The organism is Gordonia sputi NBRC 100414 (assembly GCF_000248055.1).
Taxonomy (GTDB): Bacteria; Actinomycetota; Actinomycetes; order Mycobacteriales; family Mycobacteriaceae; genus Gordonia; species Gordonia sputi.
The window spans coordinates 1-16,587 of the sequence record NZ_BAFC01000096.1 but is presented as its reverse complement, the minus strand read 5'-3'; the positions used below and the strand labels follow the sequence as shown (position 1 = coordinate 16,587).

The 16,587-nt window shown below is 65.6% G+C and carries 19 protein-coding genes; 12 read left to right on the top strand and 7 right to left on the bottom strand.

From position 1 onward, the window contains the following. Positions 1–238: 238 nt before the first annotated feature. The 3 genes from dapD to GOSPT_RS15610 all read right to left on the bottom strand — a co-directional run bounded on the left by dapD (position 239) and on the right by GOSPT_RS15610 (position 2,012). Positions 239–1,207, bottom strand: coding sequence for a 2,3,4,5-tetrahydropyridine-2,6-dicarboxylate N-succinyltransferase (gene dapD, locus GOSPT_RS15620; protein ID WP_005207373.1), 969 nt, complete (start codon positions 1,205–1,207; stop codon positions 239–241). Positions 1,208–1,268: 61 nt separating this feature from the next. Beyond that, on the bottom strand, positions 1,269–1,556 hold the full coding sequence (locus tag GOSPT_RS15615; protein ID WP_005207372.1) for a hypothetical protein: 288 nt from the start codon (positions 1,554–1,556) through the stop codon (positions 1,269–1,271). A gap of 165 nt (positions 1,557–1,721) precedes the next feature. Further along, the gene (locus GOSPT_RS15610) at positions 1,722–2,012 is read right to left on the bottom strand and encodes a hypothetical protein (RefSeq protein WP_005207371.1); all 291 of its coding nucleotides are present in this window, start codon (positions 2,010–2,012) and stop codon (positions 1,722–1,724) included. 144 nt (positions 2,013–2,156) lie between these two features. Here GOSPT_RS15610 and GOSPT_RS15605 point away from each other — a divergent pair, with 144 nt between their 5' ends. Beyond that, the gene (locus tag GOSPT_RS15605; protein ID WP_141630904.1) at positions 2,157–2,858 is read left to right on the top strand and encodes an AraC family transcriptional regulator; all 702 of its coding nucleotides are present in this window, start codon (positions 2,157–2,159) and stop codon (positions 2,856–2,858) included. Here the strand turns inward: GOSPT_RS15605 and GOSPT_RS15600 are convergent. The 3 genes from GOSPT_RS15600 to GOSPT_RS15590 form a co-directional block, all read right to left on the bottom strand. Then, the gene (locus GOSPT_RS15600) at positions 2,840–3,247 is read right to left on the bottom strand and encodes a VOC family protein (RefSeq protein ID WP_005207369.1); all 408 of its coding nucleotides are present in this window, start codon (positions 3,245–3,247) and stop codon (positions 2,840–2,842) included. The two genes, GOSPT_RS15605 and GOSPT_RS15600, sit on opposite strands and share 19 nt — an antisense overlap. A 61-nt stretch (positions 3,248–3,308) precedes the next feature. Beyond that, positions 3,309–4,325, bottom strand: coding sequence for a zinc-dependent alcohol dehydrogenase family protein (locus GOSPT_RS15595; RefSeq protein WP_039856253.1), 1,017 nt, complete (start codon positions 4,323–4,325; stop codon positions 3,309–3,311). Positions 4,326–4,358: 33 nt separating this feature from the next. After that, positions 4,359–5,036, bottom strand: coding sequence for a TetR/AcrR family transcriptional regulator (locus GOSPT_RS15590; RefSeq protein ID WP_005207367.1), 678 nt, complete (start codon positions 5,034–5,036; stop codon positions 4,359–4,361). 111 nt (positions 5,037–5,147) lie between these two features. On the opposite strand from GOSPT_RS15590, the gene GOSPT_RS15585 reads away from it, so the two are divergent. Continuing rightward, positions 5,148–6,776, top strand: a complete 1,629-nt coding sequence (locus tag GOSPT_RS15585; RefSeq protein ID WP_005207366.1) for a sulfatase family protein — start codon at positions 5,148–5,150, stop codon at positions 6,774–6,776. Between the two features lie 71 nt (positions 6,777–6,847). Further along, the gene (gene dapE / locus GOSPT_RS15580) at positions 6,848–7,963 is read left to right on the top strand and encodes a succinyl-diaminopimelate desuccinylase (protein ID WP_005207365.1); all 1,116 of its coding nucleotides are present in this window, start codon (positions 6,848–6,850) and stop codon (positions 7,961–7,963) included. On the opposite strand, the gene GOSPT_RS15575 is transcribed toward dapE, so the two are convergent. Next, positions 7,944–8,594, bottom strand: a complete 651-nt coding sequence (locus GOSPT_RS15575) for a TetR/AcrR family transcriptional regulator (RefSeq protein ID WP_039856239.1) — start codon at positions 8,592–8,594, stop codon at positions 7,944–7,946. The two genes, dapE and GOSPT_RS15575, sit on opposite strands and share 20 nt — an antisense overlap. 104 nt (positions 8,595–8,698) lie before the next feature. Here GOSPT_RS15575 and GOSPT_RS15570 point away from each other — a divergent pair, with 104 nt between their 5' ends. The 9 genes from GOSPT_RS15570 to GOSPT_RS15535 form a co-directional block, all read left to right on the top strand. Next, positions 8,699–9,733 carry an aldo/keto reductase gene (locus GOSPT_RS15570; RefSeq protein WP_005207363.1) on the top strand — a complete coding sequence of 345 codons (1,035 nt, stop codon included), beginning with the start codon at positions 8,699–8,701 and terminating at the stop codon, positions 9,731–9,733. Positions 9,734–9,920: 187 nt separating this feature from the next. Then, positions 9,921–10,775: an LOG family protein gene (locus GOSPT_RS15565; protein WP_039856238.1), complete on the top strand. Its 855-nt coding sequence runs from the start codon at positions 9,921–9,923 to the stop codon at positions 10,773–10,775. Continuing rightward, complete coding sequence (locus GOSPT_RS15560; RefSeq protein ID WP_005207361.1) at positions 10,772–11,308, top strand: LOG family protein; 537 nt, start codon at positions 10,772–10,774, stop codon at positions 11,306–11,308. The genes GOSPT_RS15565 and GOSPT_RS15560 overlap by 4 nt, the downstream gene beginning before the upstream one ends. Positions 11,309–11,365: 57 nt before the next feature. Beyond that, on the top strand, positions 11,366–13,141 hold the full coding sequence (locus GOSPT_RS15555; RefSeq protein WP_005207360.1) for a long-chain-acyl-CoA synthetase: 1,776 nt from the start codon (positions 11,366–11,368) through the stop codon (positions 13,139–13,141). A 71-nt stretch (positions 13,142–13,212) separates the two neighbouring features. Next, a complete protein-coding gene (gene folP / locus GOSPT_RS15550) occupies positions 13,213–14,088 on the top strand; it encodes a dihydropteroate synthase (RefSeq protein WP_005207359.1) in 876 nt (291 codons plus the stop codon). After that, a complete protein-coding gene (locus GOSPT_RS15545) occupies positions 14,085–15,128 on the top strand; it encodes a glucosyl-3-phosphoglycerate synthase (protein ID WP_005207358.1) in 1,044 nt (347 codons plus the stop codon). Before folP ends, GOSPT_RS15545 begins: the two co-directional genes overlap by 4 nt. A gap of 36 nt (positions 15,129–15,164) precedes the next feature. Then, positions 15,165–15,593 (top strand): DivIVA domain-containing protein, encoded by a 429-nt coding sequence (locus tag GOSPT_RS15540; protein WP_005207357.1) that lies wholly within the window; start codon positions 15,165–15,167, stop codon positions 15,591–15,593. Positions 15,594–15,708: 115 nt separating this feature from the next. Next, positions 15,709–15,876: a DUF3117 domain-containing protein gene (locus GOSPT_RS23255; RefSeq protein ID WP_004019232.1), complete on the top strand. Its 168-nt coding sequence runs from the start codon at positions 15,709–15,711 to the stop codon at positions 15,874–15,876. A gap of 47 nt (positions 15,877–15,923) precedes the next feature. Then, positions 15,924–16,587 (top strand): putative RNA methyltransferase (locus GOSPT_RS15535; RefSeq protein ID WP_373278552.1); only part of this gene is annotated, 664 nt, incomplete at its 3' end.

The following is a 16,587-nucleotide window of genomic DNA, read 5'->3' as shown; positions in this document are numbered from 1 at the left end:
CACCCACATCCTTCGATCTGACACACATTTACAACCCGACCCGACGCCGCGCCGCTGATTGAGCCGGCCCCGCCCGCTGATTGAGCCCGACGCCTCGCCGCTGATTGAGCCGGCCCCACCGCTGATTGAGCCCGACGCCTCGCCGCTGATTGAGCCGGCCGCGAGCGCAGCGAGCTGCCGAGTCGAAATCACACGCCCCCACGAAGGCGTCCGCGATGTCGACCCGGCAGCCCCCGAGTCAGTTGTTCTTGTGCAGCGCCTCGTTGAGCGCGATGCCGTCGCCCTTCCACGGCACAACCTCGACGGCGCCGGTGAGGCTGTTGCGGCGGAACAGCAGATTCGACTGTCCGGACAACTCGCGCGCCTTGATCGACGCGCCGTCGGGTCCGGTCACCTTGGTGCCGGCGGTCACGTACAGACCTGCTTCGATGACACAGTCGTCGCCGAGAGGAATGCCGCAGCCGGAGTTCGCGCCGAGCAGGCAGCGCTTGCCCAGCGAGATGATCTCTTTGCCGCCACCCGATAGCGTGCCCATCGTCGACGCTCCGCCACCGATGTCCGAACCATCGCCGACGACGACGCCCGCGGAGATCCGACCCTCGACCATCGACGACCCGAGCGTGCCCGCGTTGTAGTTCACGAATCCCTCGTGCATCACGGTGGTGCCGGGGGCGAGGTGTGCGCCGAGACGCACGCGATCGGCGTCGCCGATGCGGACTCCGCCGGGTGCGACGTAGTCGACCATCCGGGGGAACTTGTCGATGCTCAGTACGGTCACGTGTCCGCGAGCGCGAAGGCGTCGTCGAACCTTCTCGAATCCCTCCACCGGGCACGGGCCGAAGTTCGTCCAGACGACGTTCGACAGCAGACCGAAGATGCCCTCGAGATTCGCCTCGTGCGGCTCGATGAGTCGATGCGACAGCAGGTGCAGACGCAGGTACACGTCGTAGGCATCCGACGGGGCGACCGACAGATCAGCAATGGAGGTGCGCACCGCGACGATCTTGACGCCGCGTGCCTCATCGAGCCCGACCAGATCGTTCAGGTCTGTGGGAATGTCGTCGCCCTCGAGGATCTTGGTGTCGGCAAGATCGGGCGTTGCGAGTTCGGGGTCCGGGTACCAGACGTCGAGGACAACGCCGGGATCGGCGGACCCTCCGTTGGTCACGGTTGCGATGCCTGTTGCGTAAGCGCCATTCGTCGTCACGGGCAGGAGTTTACCGGCGACCTCCGCTCGGATTGGGGCAGGTCGCCGGGATCGACCCGAATCAGTGCTGGTGATACATGTGGTCGTACTCGGCGCGGTCGTGCTCGGTGTTCACCGGGAAGAACGCGCTGTGGTACATCTGTCGGCTCAGTGCGATCAGCACCGCCGCACCACCGGCGAACGCCGCCACCATGACCACCGCCCAGACGATGCCCGCGGTGGTTTCGCCCGTCGCCAACATGGTCAGCGAGATCGCCAGCGACAGGAAGCCCGCCAGCACGAGAACGAAGGCGACCACCCCCATCGGGTGATTGCCGTGTGACACGTGAGATCTGTGGAAAGCCGTCATGGCGCCATCTCCTCGATTCGACGACGCACTCAGCCTAGTGTTACCAAGGTCACATTTTGATGGTCGATGAGGGCAAGATACGACCGTCGACCAGGAAGCACAGCGAGGTCGACGCCCCGCCCAACTCGGGACCTCGACCTCGCTGACCACTATCGTGGCCGGGCGCTAGGCGGCCTGGTGGCGGTAAACCTCCAGGTAGTGCTGTTCCTCTTTCGGTGACGCATCGGGCAGCAGCGCGCTGTGATGAAGGCGTTGTGTCATCACCGAGACGATGCCGATCCCGATCGCCATTCCGATGACCGCCACGATCGCGGCGACCAGGGCGGCGGTTCCGTGCCCGAAGGCGAGCGCTGTCAGGGCCAGCGGTGCGGCGCCGAAACCGACCAGGAAGATCGCGAATCCGACGATGGCGGCTGGGTGCTGCGGGTTATCGGTGTGCGTGCGGCGGATGGACATCGGACATCATCTCCTCGACGAGTGGTCTACGTGTCCAATGTTCGACCTCGGTTGGCTTGGGGGAGAGGGTCTTTCGTCCCAACACGACAGGGCTTTGGGTCCGGTGGGCTGACACCCGAACCTGCGGTGGGCGACACTGGACGAATGACGGCATCAGCCCCACCCGTGGCAGTCGTTCACGCGTGGCGAGGTGCCGTCGACGTCGGCGAAGCGACAATCCTTCCCGACGGCTGTATGGACGTCATCTGGACCGGTGAGAGTCTGTTGTTCGCGGGCCCGGACACTCGTCCGAATGTTTTTGTCTCGCACCAACCGCGTGACATGGTCGGGCTTCGTTTCTTTCCCGGACATGCGCAGGGGCTGCTCGGTGTACCCGCCCGGGATCTCCGTGATCTGCGGGTCGACGCCGACGCCCTGTGGGAGCGACCGCGTGTCGAACGCTGGTGTGAGCTGTTGGAAGCCTCCGACGACAAGGTCGCCACGCTGACCGAGTTGTGCACCGCTGATCGGCACGCGGCCCCGCCGCTCTGGTCATGGCACCTCGTCGACATGCTGCATCGTCGGGTGCCGGTCGCCGAATGTGCAGCGGAACTGTCCGTCACCGAACGGACTCTGCATCGAATGTCGTTGCAGTACTTCGGGTATGGAGCGAAGACGTTGGCCAGGATTCTCCGCATGCGGCACGCGATGAGTGTGCTCGGCGACGACGAGCTGTCAGCGGTGGCATTTCGCACCGGATACGCCGACTACGCCCACATGTTCCGCGACTTCGTTGCGCTTGCGGGCGCGTCTCCGACAGCGTTCGTGCCAACGGAGGCCGACGTTGCTCAGCTCAGCGCGCAGTAGAGGTCAACCGGGTTGTCGTCGGGGTCGAGGATGACCGCGTAGCGCTGTCCCCACACCGCGTCGAACGGGGTGAGCAGCGATCGATAGCCGAGGTCGACAAGGCGGGTGTGCTCGGCGTCGACCGCTGCGGACGAAGAACATTCGAACGCGAGGGCGGCGCGATGGCCTCCCTCCGGCACGTACCAGTCGGGCATGAATGACAGCACGACGGCGCGGGTGTCGAACATGATCTGCATGCCTGCGACGGTGGCTTGTGCGTGTGGGGCGTTCGCGGCGTCGGGGTCGAACTCGAGTCCGAGTTGCGAATAGAACTCGACCGTCGCCGCCATGTCGGCGACGACGAACGAGATGGCGTTGAGAACGGGTCGTGGAGTGATGTCTTCGCTCATGGACGCGACACTATGCGACGGCCGCGGTCCGCACATGAACCTTTCGGACACGGTGGGTTTGTCAGGGTTGCAGCAACGCCTTGATCGCCCGTCGCTCGTCCATCGCGGCGTAGCCCTGCGCCACGTCGCTCAGTGGCAGTGTGAGGTCAAAGACCTTGCCCGGGTTGATGTCTCGACTCATGATGCGCGTGATGAGATCCGGGAGGAACCGACGGACGGGCGCCGGGCCGCCGTGGAGGTGGACGAGTTTGTAGAAGAGCTGGTCGCCGGGAATCTCCACTCCGTGTGCCACCCCGACGAAGCCGACGTGTCCGCCCGGCCGCGTCGAATCGATGGCCTGCGTCATCGACTGCTGCGTGCCGACTGCCTCGATCACCGAGTGTGCGCCGAGCCCGTTCGTCAGTTCCTTCACCGCCGCGACGCCCTCGTCGCCGCGTTCGGCGACGATATCGGTTGCCCCGAACTCCAGGGCCAGCTTCTGGCGCTGCTCATGCCTGCTCATCGCGATGATCCGCTCGGCGCCGAGTTGGGCAGAGGCGAGCACGGCCAACAGTCCGACGGCGCCGTCGCCGACCACGACGACGGTCTTGCCCGGCCCGACCTGGGCTGCGGTAGCACCGAACCAACCGGTCCCGAGGACGTCGGACGCACTGAGAAGGTCGGGCACGATCTCGTCGTCGGGAACCTCGGGTGTCGCGACCAGCGTGCCGTCGGCAAGCGGGACGCGGAGGTACTCGGCCTGCGCGCCGCGTACGGGCGCGCGGTGTACACAGCCGGTCTGGTATCCGGCCCGACAGATGTCGCAGGTGTTGTCGGATGCGAAGAACGAGCCGATCACGAACTGACCGGGCGCCACCCCGGTGACCGCGGACCCGACCTCTTCGACGACGCCGACGTATTCGTGTCCCATCGACACGGGGTGGGTGATCTCGTTGATGCCGCGATAGGTCCACAGATCCGACCCGCACACGCAGGTCGCCGACAGCCGGACGATCGCGTCGGTCGGTTCGATGATCGCGGGTCGATCGAGCTCTTCGAAGCGCACGTCGAATGGCGCGTGGATGACGGTTCCCAGCATGCGTTCCACCATGCCACCGGTGCTCGGCGACTGCTACCGGGCCGTCGACGCCGCCTCGTCGGCCAACACGATCTCGATCGCGGCCCCGAAGACGATCCGTGCGTGCAGTTCGAAGAGCGCGACGAAATCGACTGCATCGCCGTCGATCTCGCGTGCGACGAAGATACCGTCCGCGCCGGAGATGGCGTAGGTGGCGACCAGGTCGACCCCGCGGTCGCTCAACTCGGGCGCGGCGTCGCGAACAAGAGTGGCGAACTGGCCGTGGGTGATGGCGCGGGCATTGAGGTAGATCTCGCGGCCGCTCGGCTGCTTCTCCCGACGTTGGAGGGCGAGTTTGAGTCCGAGTCGGTGGAAGTCGGGACTTCGTGTCAGCGCACTCGCCACATGTCGTCCGATCTCCAGCGCCCGGACCCTCGCCTGATTGGTCGGTAGATCGATGGTCGTCACCCAGCGCTGGAAGCTGCGCTCGATGACCGCCGCGATCATCTCGTCTTTGTCGGCGAACTGCCAGTAGATCGATGTCGGCGGCAGCCCTGCGCGCTTGCTCACCTGGGCGATCGTGGTGCCGTCGTAGCCGAGCTCCGACGCGACTTCGGTTGCGGCATCGAGGATTCGCTCGCGCGATCCGGGCGAACGGCGACGCCCTGTCTGCGCGGTCGACGGTCGCTGGCGCGTCGACGGTGCAGACGGCTGTTCTGACGAGGAACTCACCAGGCCAGCCTACCCAGGACTCTGTGCATTCATGGACATCCACTATATGAAGAGCTACATTCTCTGTAGTGAAGCATACAGAGAATGCTTCTCGACCCCTCGAGGTAACCGATGACTCAGCCCAACATCGTCTTCGTCTTCACCGATCAAGAGCGGTACTTCGACTCGTGGCCACAGGGCATGGACCTGCCGGGACGAGAACGACTGCAGTCCGAGGGCGTCAGCTTCGAGAAGCACTACGCCCCGGCATCGATGTGCACGAGTTCGCGATCGGTGATGATCACCGGACTGCAGACTCCGGACACCAAGATGTTCGACAACTCCGACATGCGCTACGTGGCGCCGATGAGCTACGACATCCCGACCGTCGGCGACATGCTCCGGATGGGCGGCTACTACACCGCCTACAAGGGCAAGTGGCATCTCAACGCCGCGTTCGACGTCGAGAACCCCGAGCGCCTGTTCACCGCGGAAATGAACAACTACGGGTTCTCTGACTACATGTGGCCGGGTGACGTGGTGGGAAAGACGTTGGGTGGCTACAAGTTCGACGACGTCATCGGCGGAACCGCGCTCGCGTGGCTGCGCAACAGGGGCCGTCCCCTCACCGACGAGCAGCGACCGTGGGCATTGTTCGTGTCGCTGGTGAACCCGCACGACATCATGTACTTCAACACCGATCTTCCCGGCGAGCCGGTGCAGGACACCGGGCGTCTTCTCATGGAGGCGGCGCCCGCGCCCACCAACGTCCTCTACGAGAAGTCGTGGAACACAACACTTCCGTCGAGCCTCGGGCAGCGATTCGACGAGTCGGGCCGACCGGCAGCACACGGTGAGTTCGACCGCGCATGGGCGTATACGCTCGGTCATATCCCGCTGGAAGAGGAACGCTGGCAACGGCATTCGGACTTCTACCTCAACAGCATCCGATCTGTCGACCGCCAACTCGAACTCTTGCTCACCGAGCTCGACAACCTCGGTCTCGGCGACAACACGATCGTGGTCTTCACCTCCGATCACGGCGAAATGGGTGGTGCGCACGGACTCCGCGGCAAAGGGCCGTTCGCCTACGAGGAGTGCATTCATCTGCCGATGCACGTCCGCCACCCGGACGTCGCCGGTGGCCAGAGCATGAATGCGCTCACCGGTCATATCGATCTGGTGCCCAGCCTGTTGTCGATGGCAGGAATCTCATCGACCAACGCATCTGAGTTCGCCGGGCGTGACCTCCCCGGATGCGACTTCTCCGAGGCGCTATCGGACCCGGCGTCGGCCGAACTGCACAGCAGGCGCGATGCAATCCTTTACACCTACAGTGGGATCGCGACCAACGACGCCGAGACGATTCGTGCCGTCGTCGAACTCAAGGCGGCAGGCAAGGATCCGCAGGCGGAGTTGTTCGCATCGGGCTGGCAACCCGACTTCACCAAGCGCGGCAGTCTGCGCACGGTCTTCGACGGCCGGTACAAGTTCACCCGCTACTTCGCGCCGATTCAACGGCACGTTCCCGCCGACATCGACGAACTCTACGAGCACAACGACGTCGAACTCTACGATCTGCGCACCGATCCCGGCGAGATGAACAATCTCGGCGCCGTCAAGGGCCGCAACGACGACCTGGTCATGGCGATGAGCAACGCGCTCGAAGCCGCCATCGCACGCGAGATCGGCGTCGACGACGGTCGCGAGATGCCCGCGTTCGAGTCCGTGGAGTGGCATCTGGACACGATCGACCTCTGAGGCCGTCGCCTGTGCCATCCCGACGGTGCACAAGGGGCGATGGGTCGGCACACGCGCGATAAGTTGGAGAGGTGAGCACCACCGAGAACTCCGTTGCCGAACTCGACCTGCATGCCGACCCCGTCGAGTTGACCGCTGCACTCGTCGACATCGAGAGCGAGTCGCACAACGAATCGGCGATCGCCGACGCCGTCGAGAAGGCGCTCCGCGAACAGACGGTCGGGTTCGAGGTGCTCCGGCACGGCAATCGCGTTCTCGCGCGCACGAATCGCGGTAAGCCGAGCCGAGTCATCCTCGCTGGCCACCTCGACACCGTGCCTGTCGCGGGCAACCTGCCGAGCCGACGCACCGTCGACGATACCGAGGGCGACGTGCTGCACGGCTGCGGAACCGTCGACATGAAATCGGGCGACGCGGTCTTCCTCCATCTCGCCGCAACTCTCGACGATCCGTCGCACGATCTCACGCTCATCTTCTACGACTGCGAAGAGATCGCGGCCGAGTACAACGGGCTCGGATTCCTCGAACGCGAACTGCCCGAATGGCTTTCAGGCGACGTTGCGATTCTCGGTGAACCGACTGCCGGGCAGATCGAAGCCGGATGCCAGGGGACCCTGCGTGTTCGGCTCACCGCGTCGGGCACCCGTGCGCATTCGGCGCGATCGTGGATGGGCGACAACGCAATTCACAAACTCGCCGGAGTCCTCACCACGCTTGCGAACTATCAGCCGCGCTACGTCAACATCGACGGCTGTGAGTATCGCGAGGGGCTGTCGGCGGTCGGCATCGGCGGGGGAGTGGCGGGCAATGTGATACCCGACAGCGCCTGGGTGACCATCAACTTCCGGTTCGCCCCCGACCGCAGCGTCGACGACGCACTCGACCACGTTCGCGACGTGTTCGCCCACGATCTCGACACCGACATGATCACGCTCGAACTGACCGACGCCGCACCGGGCGCGCTGCCAGGACTCAGCCACCCCGCCGCAGCCGCGCTGGTCGACGCCGCTCACGGTCGGTTCCGTGCGAAGTACGGCTGGACCGACGTGTCGCGGTTCTCGGCTCTCGGAATCCCGGCCGTCAACCTCGGCCCGGGTGATCCGAACCTCGCGCACCGCGTCGACGAGCGCGTACCTGTCGCTCAGATCGCCGAGGTCACCGAACTCCTCAGGGCGTATCTGTCCTGACCGTGTCTGTGCTGAAGACCCCGGCGTCGAGCGCGGCGAGTGTCGCGTCGACCGCCACCCGTGCGTCGTGCTCGGTCGGCGTGCGGACGCCCGTGAGCATCAGGTAGTACAGCGGCGCCGACACGGATCGGATCACCGCAGACGTGTCGGTGTCGTCGGGGATGTCGCCTCGAACGATCGCGTCGTCGACGCAGCTCGCCCATTCACTCACCCGCGTGCGGTAGAACTCGGCGAGCGCGTCGCGCGTGCGGTCGTCACCGGTGGCCGCCGCGATGAGCGCGCCGAACAGCGGGCCCTGCCTCCGATCGCGCAGCGTGTCGACGACGAGCCGTGCGTTTGCCAGTAGGTCGTCGGCGAGATTGCCTGTGCGCGTGGCAGATACGGACTGTGTTGCCATCTCTCGCAGTAGATCGGCCACCAACGCCTCGGGTGTACCCCAACGTCGGTAGACCGTCGTCTTGCCGACACCCGCCGCAGCGGCAATCGCGCTGAGATCGATACTCGCGAAGCCCGCGTCGATGAGCGCGTCCTCGGTCGCGGTGAGGACCGCGGCCCGGACCGCCGCTGTGCGACCGCCCGGACGCGGTGGTGCTGTGCGACCTTCCGGACGCGGTGTCGTGGTGTCGACCATGAACTGAGCGTACCCACCGTCGACCCTTAACGGAACAGGGGTTCCGTTAAGGGGCAACATGCGCTACGTTCTTAACGGGAAACTGGTTCCGTTAAGGAGGAAATATGGAATATCGCACCGTGGGGAATTCCGGGCTCGTCGTCTCTGAGGTCGGGTTCGGGGCTGCGACGTTCGGCGGGGTCGGCGACTTCTTCGGCGCGTGGGGAAGTGTCGACGTCGACGAGGCGCGGGCGATGGTCGACGCGTGCCTCGACGCGGGCGTGACACTGTTCGACACCGCAGACGTCTACTCGGACGGGGCGTCGGAAGAGATCCTCGGCGCGGCGTTGAAGGGGCGACGCGACGATGTGATCGTGTCGACGAAGGCCGCACTGCCGACCGGAACGCGGCCGACCGACGCCGGAACGTCGCGATCACGCCTGATAGGTGCGGTCGATGCCGCGCTCCGACGACTCGACACCGATCGCATCGACCTCTTCCAACTCCATGCGTTCGACGCCCGCACGCCGATCGAGGAGACGGTCGACGCCCTCGACGACCTCGTGCGCGCGGGCAAGATCCGCTATGTCGGAGTGTCGAATTTCAGTGGGTGGCAACTGATGTCGTCGCTCGCGGTAGCCGAGCGTCGGGCGCGCGCCCGCTATGTCGCGCACCAGGTCTACTACTCACTCATCGGTCGCGACTACGAGTGGGAGCTGATGCCGCTCGGAGTGGCCGAGGGTGTCGGCGCGATCGTGTGGAGTCCACTCGGCTGGGGTCGGTTGACGGGCAAGCTGCGTCGTGGGGTCACGCCCTCCGGACCGTCTAGGTTGTCGGCGACCGCGGACGCGGGACCTCCCGTCGACGACGACCTGCTCTACGACGTCGTGGATGTGCTCGCCGACATCGCCGCCCAGACCGGTCGGAGCATTCCGCAGGTGGCACTCAACTGGTTGCTGCGTCGGCCGACCGTGTCGAGCGTGATCATCGGGGCGCGCACGCAGACGCAGCTGGCCGACAACCTCGGCAGCGTCGGCTGGTCACTCGACGACGCCCAGGTGGCCCGCCTCGACGCGGTCTCCGAACGCGAGGCGCCCTATCCCTACTTCCCGTACCGGCGGCAGGAGGGCTTCGCGCAACTGTCGCCGCCGCTGGTCTGACGGCGGTCGCGGATTCGTCGGCGCCGCATTCGACGCGACCATCGACGATCCGCACCTCATCTGTCACTCGACACCTTCGGCAGTGCAGAAGGTAGATCGTCACAGATGAGGTGCGGTCTGTAGGGCTGCCGGCTCTCGGACCCCGACGACGTCGATCCGCACCCGAAGGCTTGCTAGCGTGACCTGCATGTCATCCGTACCTGAAGACGCCTCGTCCGACGCTGTGCCGAGCACGCCGCAACGCGCCACCGACTCCGACGCGAGCGGCGACCTGACAGGCGCCGAGGTGGTGATCGACGAGGGTGCCTGCTACGTCGGGCCGATGCGGATCCGGCGAGATCTGCAGCGACCCGAGACCACCGACCGGCGGCTGCTGCAGTGGGTGGACCCCCGCGACCAGACGCTGCGCGCCGAACGCACCATGCGCGACTCGTGGCGGGTGCTGCGCATCCAATCCGAGTTCGTCGCGGGCTTCGACGCGATGAACGACGTCGCCGAGGCGGTGACGGTGTTCGGGTCGGCGCGCACCCGGGAGGGAACCCCCGAATACGACCTCGGCGTCCGGTTGGGCAAGGCGCTCGGGGAGGCGGGTTACGCGGTCATCACCGGGGGTGGACCAGGTGTCATGGAGGCGGCCAATCGCGGTGCCGCGCATACGGATTCGCGCTCCATCGGCCTGAACATCGAGCTGCCATTCGAGCAGCACCTCAACCCGTGGGTCGATCTCGGGATGAACTTCCGCTACTTCTTCGTCCGCAAGACGATGTTCGTCAAGTACGCGCAGGCATTTGTCTGTCTGCCCGGCGGGTTCGGGACGCTCGACGAACTCTTCGAGGCACTCACCCTGGTGCAGACCAAGAAGGTGGTGCGCTTCCCGATCGTGTTGCTCGGACGTGAGCACTGGGCGGGCCTCGTCGACTGGATGCGCGACCGTCTTCTCGCGGGCGGAATGATCTCCTCCGACGACCTCGACCTCTTCCACGTCGTCGACACCCCCGAGGAAGCGGTGCAGATCATCGTCGACGCGACTCCCACCCGATGACCGCGATCTGCGTGTACTGCGCGTCGGGTCCGGTCGACGCGCGCTACCTCGACCTCGCGGCAGAGCTCGGAACCGCGATCGGGGCCGCGGGACACACGCTGGTCTCGGGTGGTGGCAACGTGTCGATGATGGGGGCGGTCGCGTCGGCAACACGCGCGGCGGGCGGCACGACCGTCGGGATCATCCCGCGGGCGCTGATGGAGCGCGAGGTCGCCGACCTCGATGCCGACGAACTCGTCGTCACCGAGACCATGCGCCAGCGCAAGCAACTGATGGACGACCGCGCCGACGCATTCATCACGTTGCCGGGAGGGATAGGCACCCTCGAGGAGTTCTTCGAGACCTGGACCGGCGGCTACCTCGGAATGCACGACAAACCGGTCATCATCTGCGATCCATTCGGTTTCTACTCTCCGCTGCTCGACTGGCTGCAAGACTTGCACGGTCAGGGGTTCGTGTCGGAGCGGTCACTTGCGCGGCTAAAAGTGGCGGACACGGTGCCGGCCGCCCTCGCGTTTGCTACTGAACGGTAAGGTGTCGAAGAACACGTTTTGACGCGTGTTGGCACACGTAGCGGAGGGTGGAAATAGATGTCAGGTGACGCCACCAAGGTCGTCGGAATATCGGACGTGTTGAAGGGTGTCGCCAAGATGGCTCCCGACGCCGTCGGCATGATCAAGAACGCGCCGGGTCTGATCAGGCGCCCGCCCGATGCCAAGCGCACGATCGGCTCGATCTTCGCCAAGCGTGCGGCCGATCATCCGGAGCGTCCGTTCATCCGCTTCGAGGGCAAGACCATCACCTACGGCGAGGCCAACCGACATGTGAACAGGTTCGCCGGGGTGCTCCAAGAGGACGGGGTGACCAAGGGCGACGTCGTCGCGATCCTGTCGAAGAACTGCCCGACGGACCTGTTGCTCATGCTCGCGACGGTCAAACTCGGTGCGATCGCCGGAATGCTGAACTACAACCAGCGCGGCGACGTTCTCGAACACAGTGTGAAGCTGCTCGGCGCACGTGTCCTGGTCTTCGACCCCGACTGCAGCGAGGCCCTCGAGTCCATCGATGCCGACGCCCTGCCGACGCATGTCTACGACTTTGAGCAGTTCGAGAAGGAAGCCGACGGGAAACCGGAAACCAACCCCTCGGTCACTGCGGACCTGCCGGCCTCCACCGAGGCGTTCTACATCTTCACCTCGGGCACGACGGGCATGCCCAAGGCGAGCGTGATGAGCCACAACCGTTGGCTGGCAAGCCTTTCCGGAATCGGTGGGCTCGCCGTCCGCCTCAAGCACAGCGACACCATGTACGTTCCGCTGCCGCTCTATCACAACAACGCGCTGAGCGTTTCGCTCTCGTCTGTCCTCGCGGCGGGCGCCTGCATCGCGATCGGCAAGCACTTCTCGGCGTCGAAATTCTGGGACGACGTCATCCGCAATCGCGCCACGGCGTTCTGCTACATCGGGGAGCTCTGCAGGTACCTGCTCGCTCAGCCCGAGAAGCCGACCGACCGCGCACACGACGTCCGGCTCATCGTCGGCAACGGCATGCGCCCCGACATCTGGGACGAGTTCCAGCGACGCTTCGGGATCGAGCGCATCGTCGAGTTCTACGGCGCGAGCGAACTCAACCTGGTCTTCGTCAATGCCTTCAGTGTCGAGCGCACCGCCGGGTTCTGCCCACTGCCGTACGCGATCGTCGAGTACGACGACGAGGGCAAGCCTCAGCGCAACGCCGACGGCCGACTGACCAAGGTCAAGCGCGGCGGCATCGGATTGCTGATCTCCGGCATCAATGACCGCGTCCCGATCGACGGCTACACCGATCCCTCGGAGACCGAGAAGAAGATCGTCCGCGATGCCTTCAAGGATGGCGACGAGTGGTTCAACTCTGGCGACCTCGTCCGCGATCAGGGCTTCTTCCACATCGCCTTCGTCGATCGCCTCGGCGACACGTTCCGCTGGAAGGGCGAGAACGTTGCGACGACGCAGGTCGAGGCGGGACTCGACGGGTTCGGTCAGGTCGGCCAGTCCGTCGTGTTCGGGGTCGAGGTCTCCGGAGCCGACGGCAAGGCGGGCATGGGTGCGATCACCCTCCGCGACGGAGGTGAGCTCGACGGCAAGGAGCTCGCGGCACACCTCTACGACGCACTGCCGTCGTATGCGATCCCGCTGTTCGTGCGCGTCGTCGACCATCTCGAGGCGACGTCGACATTCAAGAACCGCAAGGTCGAACTCCGTGACGAGGGCTACACCGACACCGGCGACGATCCGCTCTACGTGCTCAAGGGCCGCTCGGAGGGCTACGTCGAGTACTACGACGGCTACGCCGACGACGTGGCGAATGCCAAGGTGCCCAAGAACTGAACACGCAGTGAACCGCCGGCGCAGGCGGTCGCCGCGGTCTGTGATCGGCGGCGATCGCTACGCTGGCTCCCATGAACGCGACCCTGTGCGGCAGGCCCGTGCCTGCCGATCGGGCCCTGGTGATGGCCATCGTCAATCGCACGCCCGATTCGTTCTACGACCGCGGATCGTCGTTCTCCGACGACGCGGCGAAGGCCCGCATTAGGCAGGTCGTCGCCGAGGGTGCCGACATCGTCGACATCGGTGGGGTGAAGGCGGGTCCCGGCGAGGAGGTCGACGCCGCGACCGAGACCGAGCGGGTCGTGCCGATGGTCGAGTGGATCCGTGAGCGCTACCCGGATCTGCTGATCAGTGTGGATACCTGGCGCGCGGAAGTGGCCGATCGGGCGTGCGCCGTGGGAGCCGACCTCATCAACGACACCTGGGCGGGTGCCGATCCCGATCTGGTGAAGGTCGCCGCGGCACGGCGTGCCGGGATCGTGTGTTCACACACCGGCGGCATGGAGGTCCGCACGCGTCCCCATCGCGTCGCCTACGGCGAGAAACCGACCGATGTGGTGGCAGAGGTGATCGCCCAGGTGACCCGGGCGGCCGAAGCGGCCGAAGCGCAGGGCGTGGCCCGCGACTCAATCGTTATCGACCCGACACACGACTTCGGCAAAAACACTCATCACGGGCTGCTCCTGTTACGCCACGTAAAAGATCTTGTTAATACAGGCTGGCCAGTGCTGATGGCACTGAGCAACAAGGATTTCGTGGGGGAGACTCTGGGTGTGGACCTCGACGAACGAGTGGAGGGGACACTGGCCGCGACAGCGTTGAGCGCCGCATCCGGAGCTCGGATCTTTCGCGTCCATGAGGTCGCCGCCACGCGTCGCGTGGTCGACATGGTCGCTGCAATAGCGGGAACACGGCCACCCGCCCGAACAGTCAGGGGACTCGCATGACCGAACAGGTACGTCGAACCCAAGCTCGCCACAGGGCGACCACTTCAAACAACCGCGACCGCACAGCCATGTGGCCGACCCCCGCCGACGCCATCGGCGAGGAACAGTCGTGGTCGAGTACGCACACGTGGGAACAGCCGGACTGGACCATTGAAGAACTCGTGGCTGCCAAACAGGGACGCACGGTGTCTGTCGTCCTGCCCGCGCTCAACGAGGAGGAGACCGTCGCCGATGTGATCGCGACGATCAGGCCTCTCGTCGGCACGCTCGTCGACGAACTCGTCGTCCTCGACTCCGGGTCCACCGACGCCACCGCGGAGCGAGCAATCGCCGCCGGTGCCCGGGTCATCACCCGCGAGGAGGCCGTACCGGAACTCGAGCCGGTGAAGGGCAAGGGAGAGGTGCTGTGGCGGTCCATCGCCGCGGTCACCGGCGACCTCATCGCCTTCGTCGACTCCGACCTCATCGACCCCGACCCGATGTTCGTGCCCAAGATGCTCGGACCGCTCCTGGTCAACCCGCAGATCCACCTCGTCAAGGGCTACTACCGGCGTCCACTGCGGACAGGAGCAACCCAGGACGCCAACGGTGGCGGGCGAGTCACCGAACTGGTGGCCCGGCCGCTGCTCGCATCGCAGAAACCCGAGCTGACCGCAGTGCTCCAGCCGCTGGGCGGCGAGTACGCGGGCACGCGGGAGTTGCTCTCGGCCGTTCCATTCGCGCCGGGGTACGGAGTCGAGATCGGACTGCTGATCGACACCTACGACCGCTATGGACTGCCCGGCATCGGCCAGGTGAATCTGGGTGTCCGCACACATCGCAACCGCCCGCTGATCGAGTTGGGCGTCATGAGCAGGCAGATCGTCGGCACGTTGATGCGACGATGCGGCATCGAGGACTCAGGGGCCGGGCTCACCCAGTTCACCGCGGAGCCGGACGGCACCTTCACCCCGCACACCACCGACCTCTATCTCGAGGATCGTCCGCCGATGAACACCGTTCGCGGCGCCGACGCGACGGCCGAGGAGATGGCCAGCTGATCTGAGCGTCGGCACGGCGGTCATAGACTTCTCTCCATGCAGACGCTGTTGCTCTACCTGCTGATCATGGTGGTGGTCGTGGCCGCCGTGTTCGCTGTCGTGTGGTTCGTGTTCGGTCGGGGAGAAGAATTGCCCCCGATCGACGACGACACAACCCTGACCCGCCTGCCCGCCGCGGGTATCGCAGGCGACGATGTGCGGTCCCTTGTCTTCGCTCAGACGGTGCGCGGCTACAAGCCGCGAGAGGTGGACTGGGCTCTCGAGCGGCTTGCCGCGGAAATCGACGAGCTGCGTGCAGTGGTGCTCACCCTGCAGGCGCGTGACGGCGCCGAACCGGTGTCGGCCGAGAGCGGGTCGGTCTACGACTCCACGCACGCTGACTCCACGCACGCTGACTCCACACACGCTGACTCCACGCACGCCGCGCGTGCCGGGGATTCGACGTCGCAGGACGAATTCGACTAGGCGTTTGCGCGTCCGTCGGTCGGGCCGATTCAGTGAACACGTATCATTGACACGGCAGCCGTGCGCTGTCGTCGAATCCACCACGGCGAGGAGAACTCTGAAGGGAGTTTGCGAAATGGCGGCGATGAAGCCACGTACTGGGGATGGACCCCTGGAAGCAGCCAAGGAGGGGCGTGGGATCGTTGTCCGCATTCCTATCGAGGGTGGCGGCCGTCTCGTCGTCGAACTGACCGCAGACGAAGCCGCGGCGCTCGGTGAAGAGCTGCGCGGGGTCACCGGCTGACTCAGGAGCCACGGGCGCAGCCAGGACGGGCGGGGTCCGTCGGCGACATCGCCGACGTCGCCGACCTGCTCCGCTGCCCGGTCTGCGGGGAGCCTCTCACCGTCGATGAACCCGGCAGGCGCCTGTTCTGCCCGCTCCGACACTCGTTCGACATCGCCAAGCAGGGGTACGTATCGCTGCTCGACGGTCGATCGGGTTCGCTCAAGTCCGACACCGCCGACATGGTGTCGGCACGCCTGCGCGTCCACGACGCAGGTGTTCTCGATCCCGTCGTGTACGCGGTCGCCCAGGCTGCCGCAGCAGCAGTTCCCAGAGTTCAGGTGCACACGGGTGCACCGGTGATCGTCGATCTCGGTGCCGGACCGGGACACTACCTCTCGGCCGCGCTCGACGGCGTCGAGCACTCTCGCGGCGTTGGTGTCGATCTCTCGAAATACTGTGCCCGCGCGTTGACGCGCAGGATTCCCGGCGCCGGTGCCGTCGTCGCCGACGTCTGGCGCGATCTCCCATTCGTCGACGACTGCGCCGACGTCGTGCTGTCGGTGTTCGCGCCGCGCAACGTCGACGAGACCGCGCGCATTCTGCGCCGCGGTGGGCGGTGGATCATCGTCACGCCGCAACCCGATCACCTCGACGAGCTGATCGAGCCGATGTCGATGCTGTCGGTCGCTGCCGACAAGTCCGACGCCGTCTCCGCCGCGGTCGGTGAGC

Bases quoted from the DNA above. Each gene is read 5' to 3' on its own strand.
- GOSPT_RS15575 (WP_039856239.1), bottom strand. From the start codon at position 8,594: ATGGTCGACACCACGACACCGCGTCCGGAAGGTCGCACAGCACCACCG.
- GOSPT_RS15555 (WP_005207360.1), top strand. From the start codon at position 11,366: ATGTCAGGTGACGCCACCAAGGTCGTCGGAATATCGGACGTGTTGAAG.
- GOSPT_RS15570 (WP_005207363.1), top strand. From the start codon at position 8,699: ATGGAATATCGCACCGTGGGGAATTCCGGGCTCGTCGTCTCTGAGGTC.
- GOSPT_RS15585 (WP_005207366.1), top strand. From the start codon at position 5,148: ATGACTCAGCCCAACATCGTCTTCGTCTTCACCGATCAAGAGCGGTAC.
- GOSPT_RS15615 (WP_005207372.1), bottom strand. From the start codon at position 1,556: ATGACGGCTTTCCACAGATCTCACGTGTCACACGGCAATCACCCGATG.
- GOSPT_RS15560 (WP_005207361.1), top strand. From the start codon at position 10,772: ATGACCGCGATCTGCGTGTACTGCGCGTCGGGTCCGGTCGACGCGCGC.
- GOSPT_RS15565 (WP_039856238.1), top strand. From the start codon at position 9,921: ATGTCATCCGTACCTGAAGACGCCTCGTCCGACGCTGTGCCGAGCACG.
- GOSPT_RS23255 (WP_004019232.1), top strand. From the start codon at position 15,709: ATGGCGGCGATGAAGCCACGTACTGGGGATGGACCCCTGGAAGCAGCC.
- GOSPT_RS15605 (WP_141630904.1), top strand. From the start codon at position 2,157: ATGACGGCATCAGCCCCACCCGTGGCAGTCGTTCACGCGTGGCGAGGT.
- GOSPT_RS15540 (WP_005207357.1), top strand. From the start codon at position 15,165: ATGCAGACGCTGTTGCTCTACCTGCTGATCATGGTGGTGGTCGTGGCC.
- GOSPT_RS15595 (WP_039856253.1), bottom strand. From the start codon at position 4,325: ATGCTGGGAACCGTCATCCACGCGCCATTCGACGTGCGCTTCGAAGAG.
- GOSPT_RS15610 (WP_005207371.1), bottom strand. From the start codon at position 2,012: ATGTCCATCCGCCGCACGCACACCGATAACCCGCAGCACCCAGCCGCC.
- folP (WP_005207359.1), top strand. From the start codon at position 13,213: ATGAACGCGACCCTGTGCGGCAGGCCCGTGCCTGCCGATCGGGCCCTG.
- GOSPT_RS15545 (WP_005207358.1), top strand. From the start codon at position 14,085: ATGACCGAACAGGTACGTCGAACCCAAGCTCGCCACAGGGCGACCACT.
- GOSPT_RS15600 (WP_005207369.1), bottom strand. From the start codon at position 3,247: ATGAGCGAAGACATCACTCCACGACCCGTTCTCAACGCCATCTCGTTC.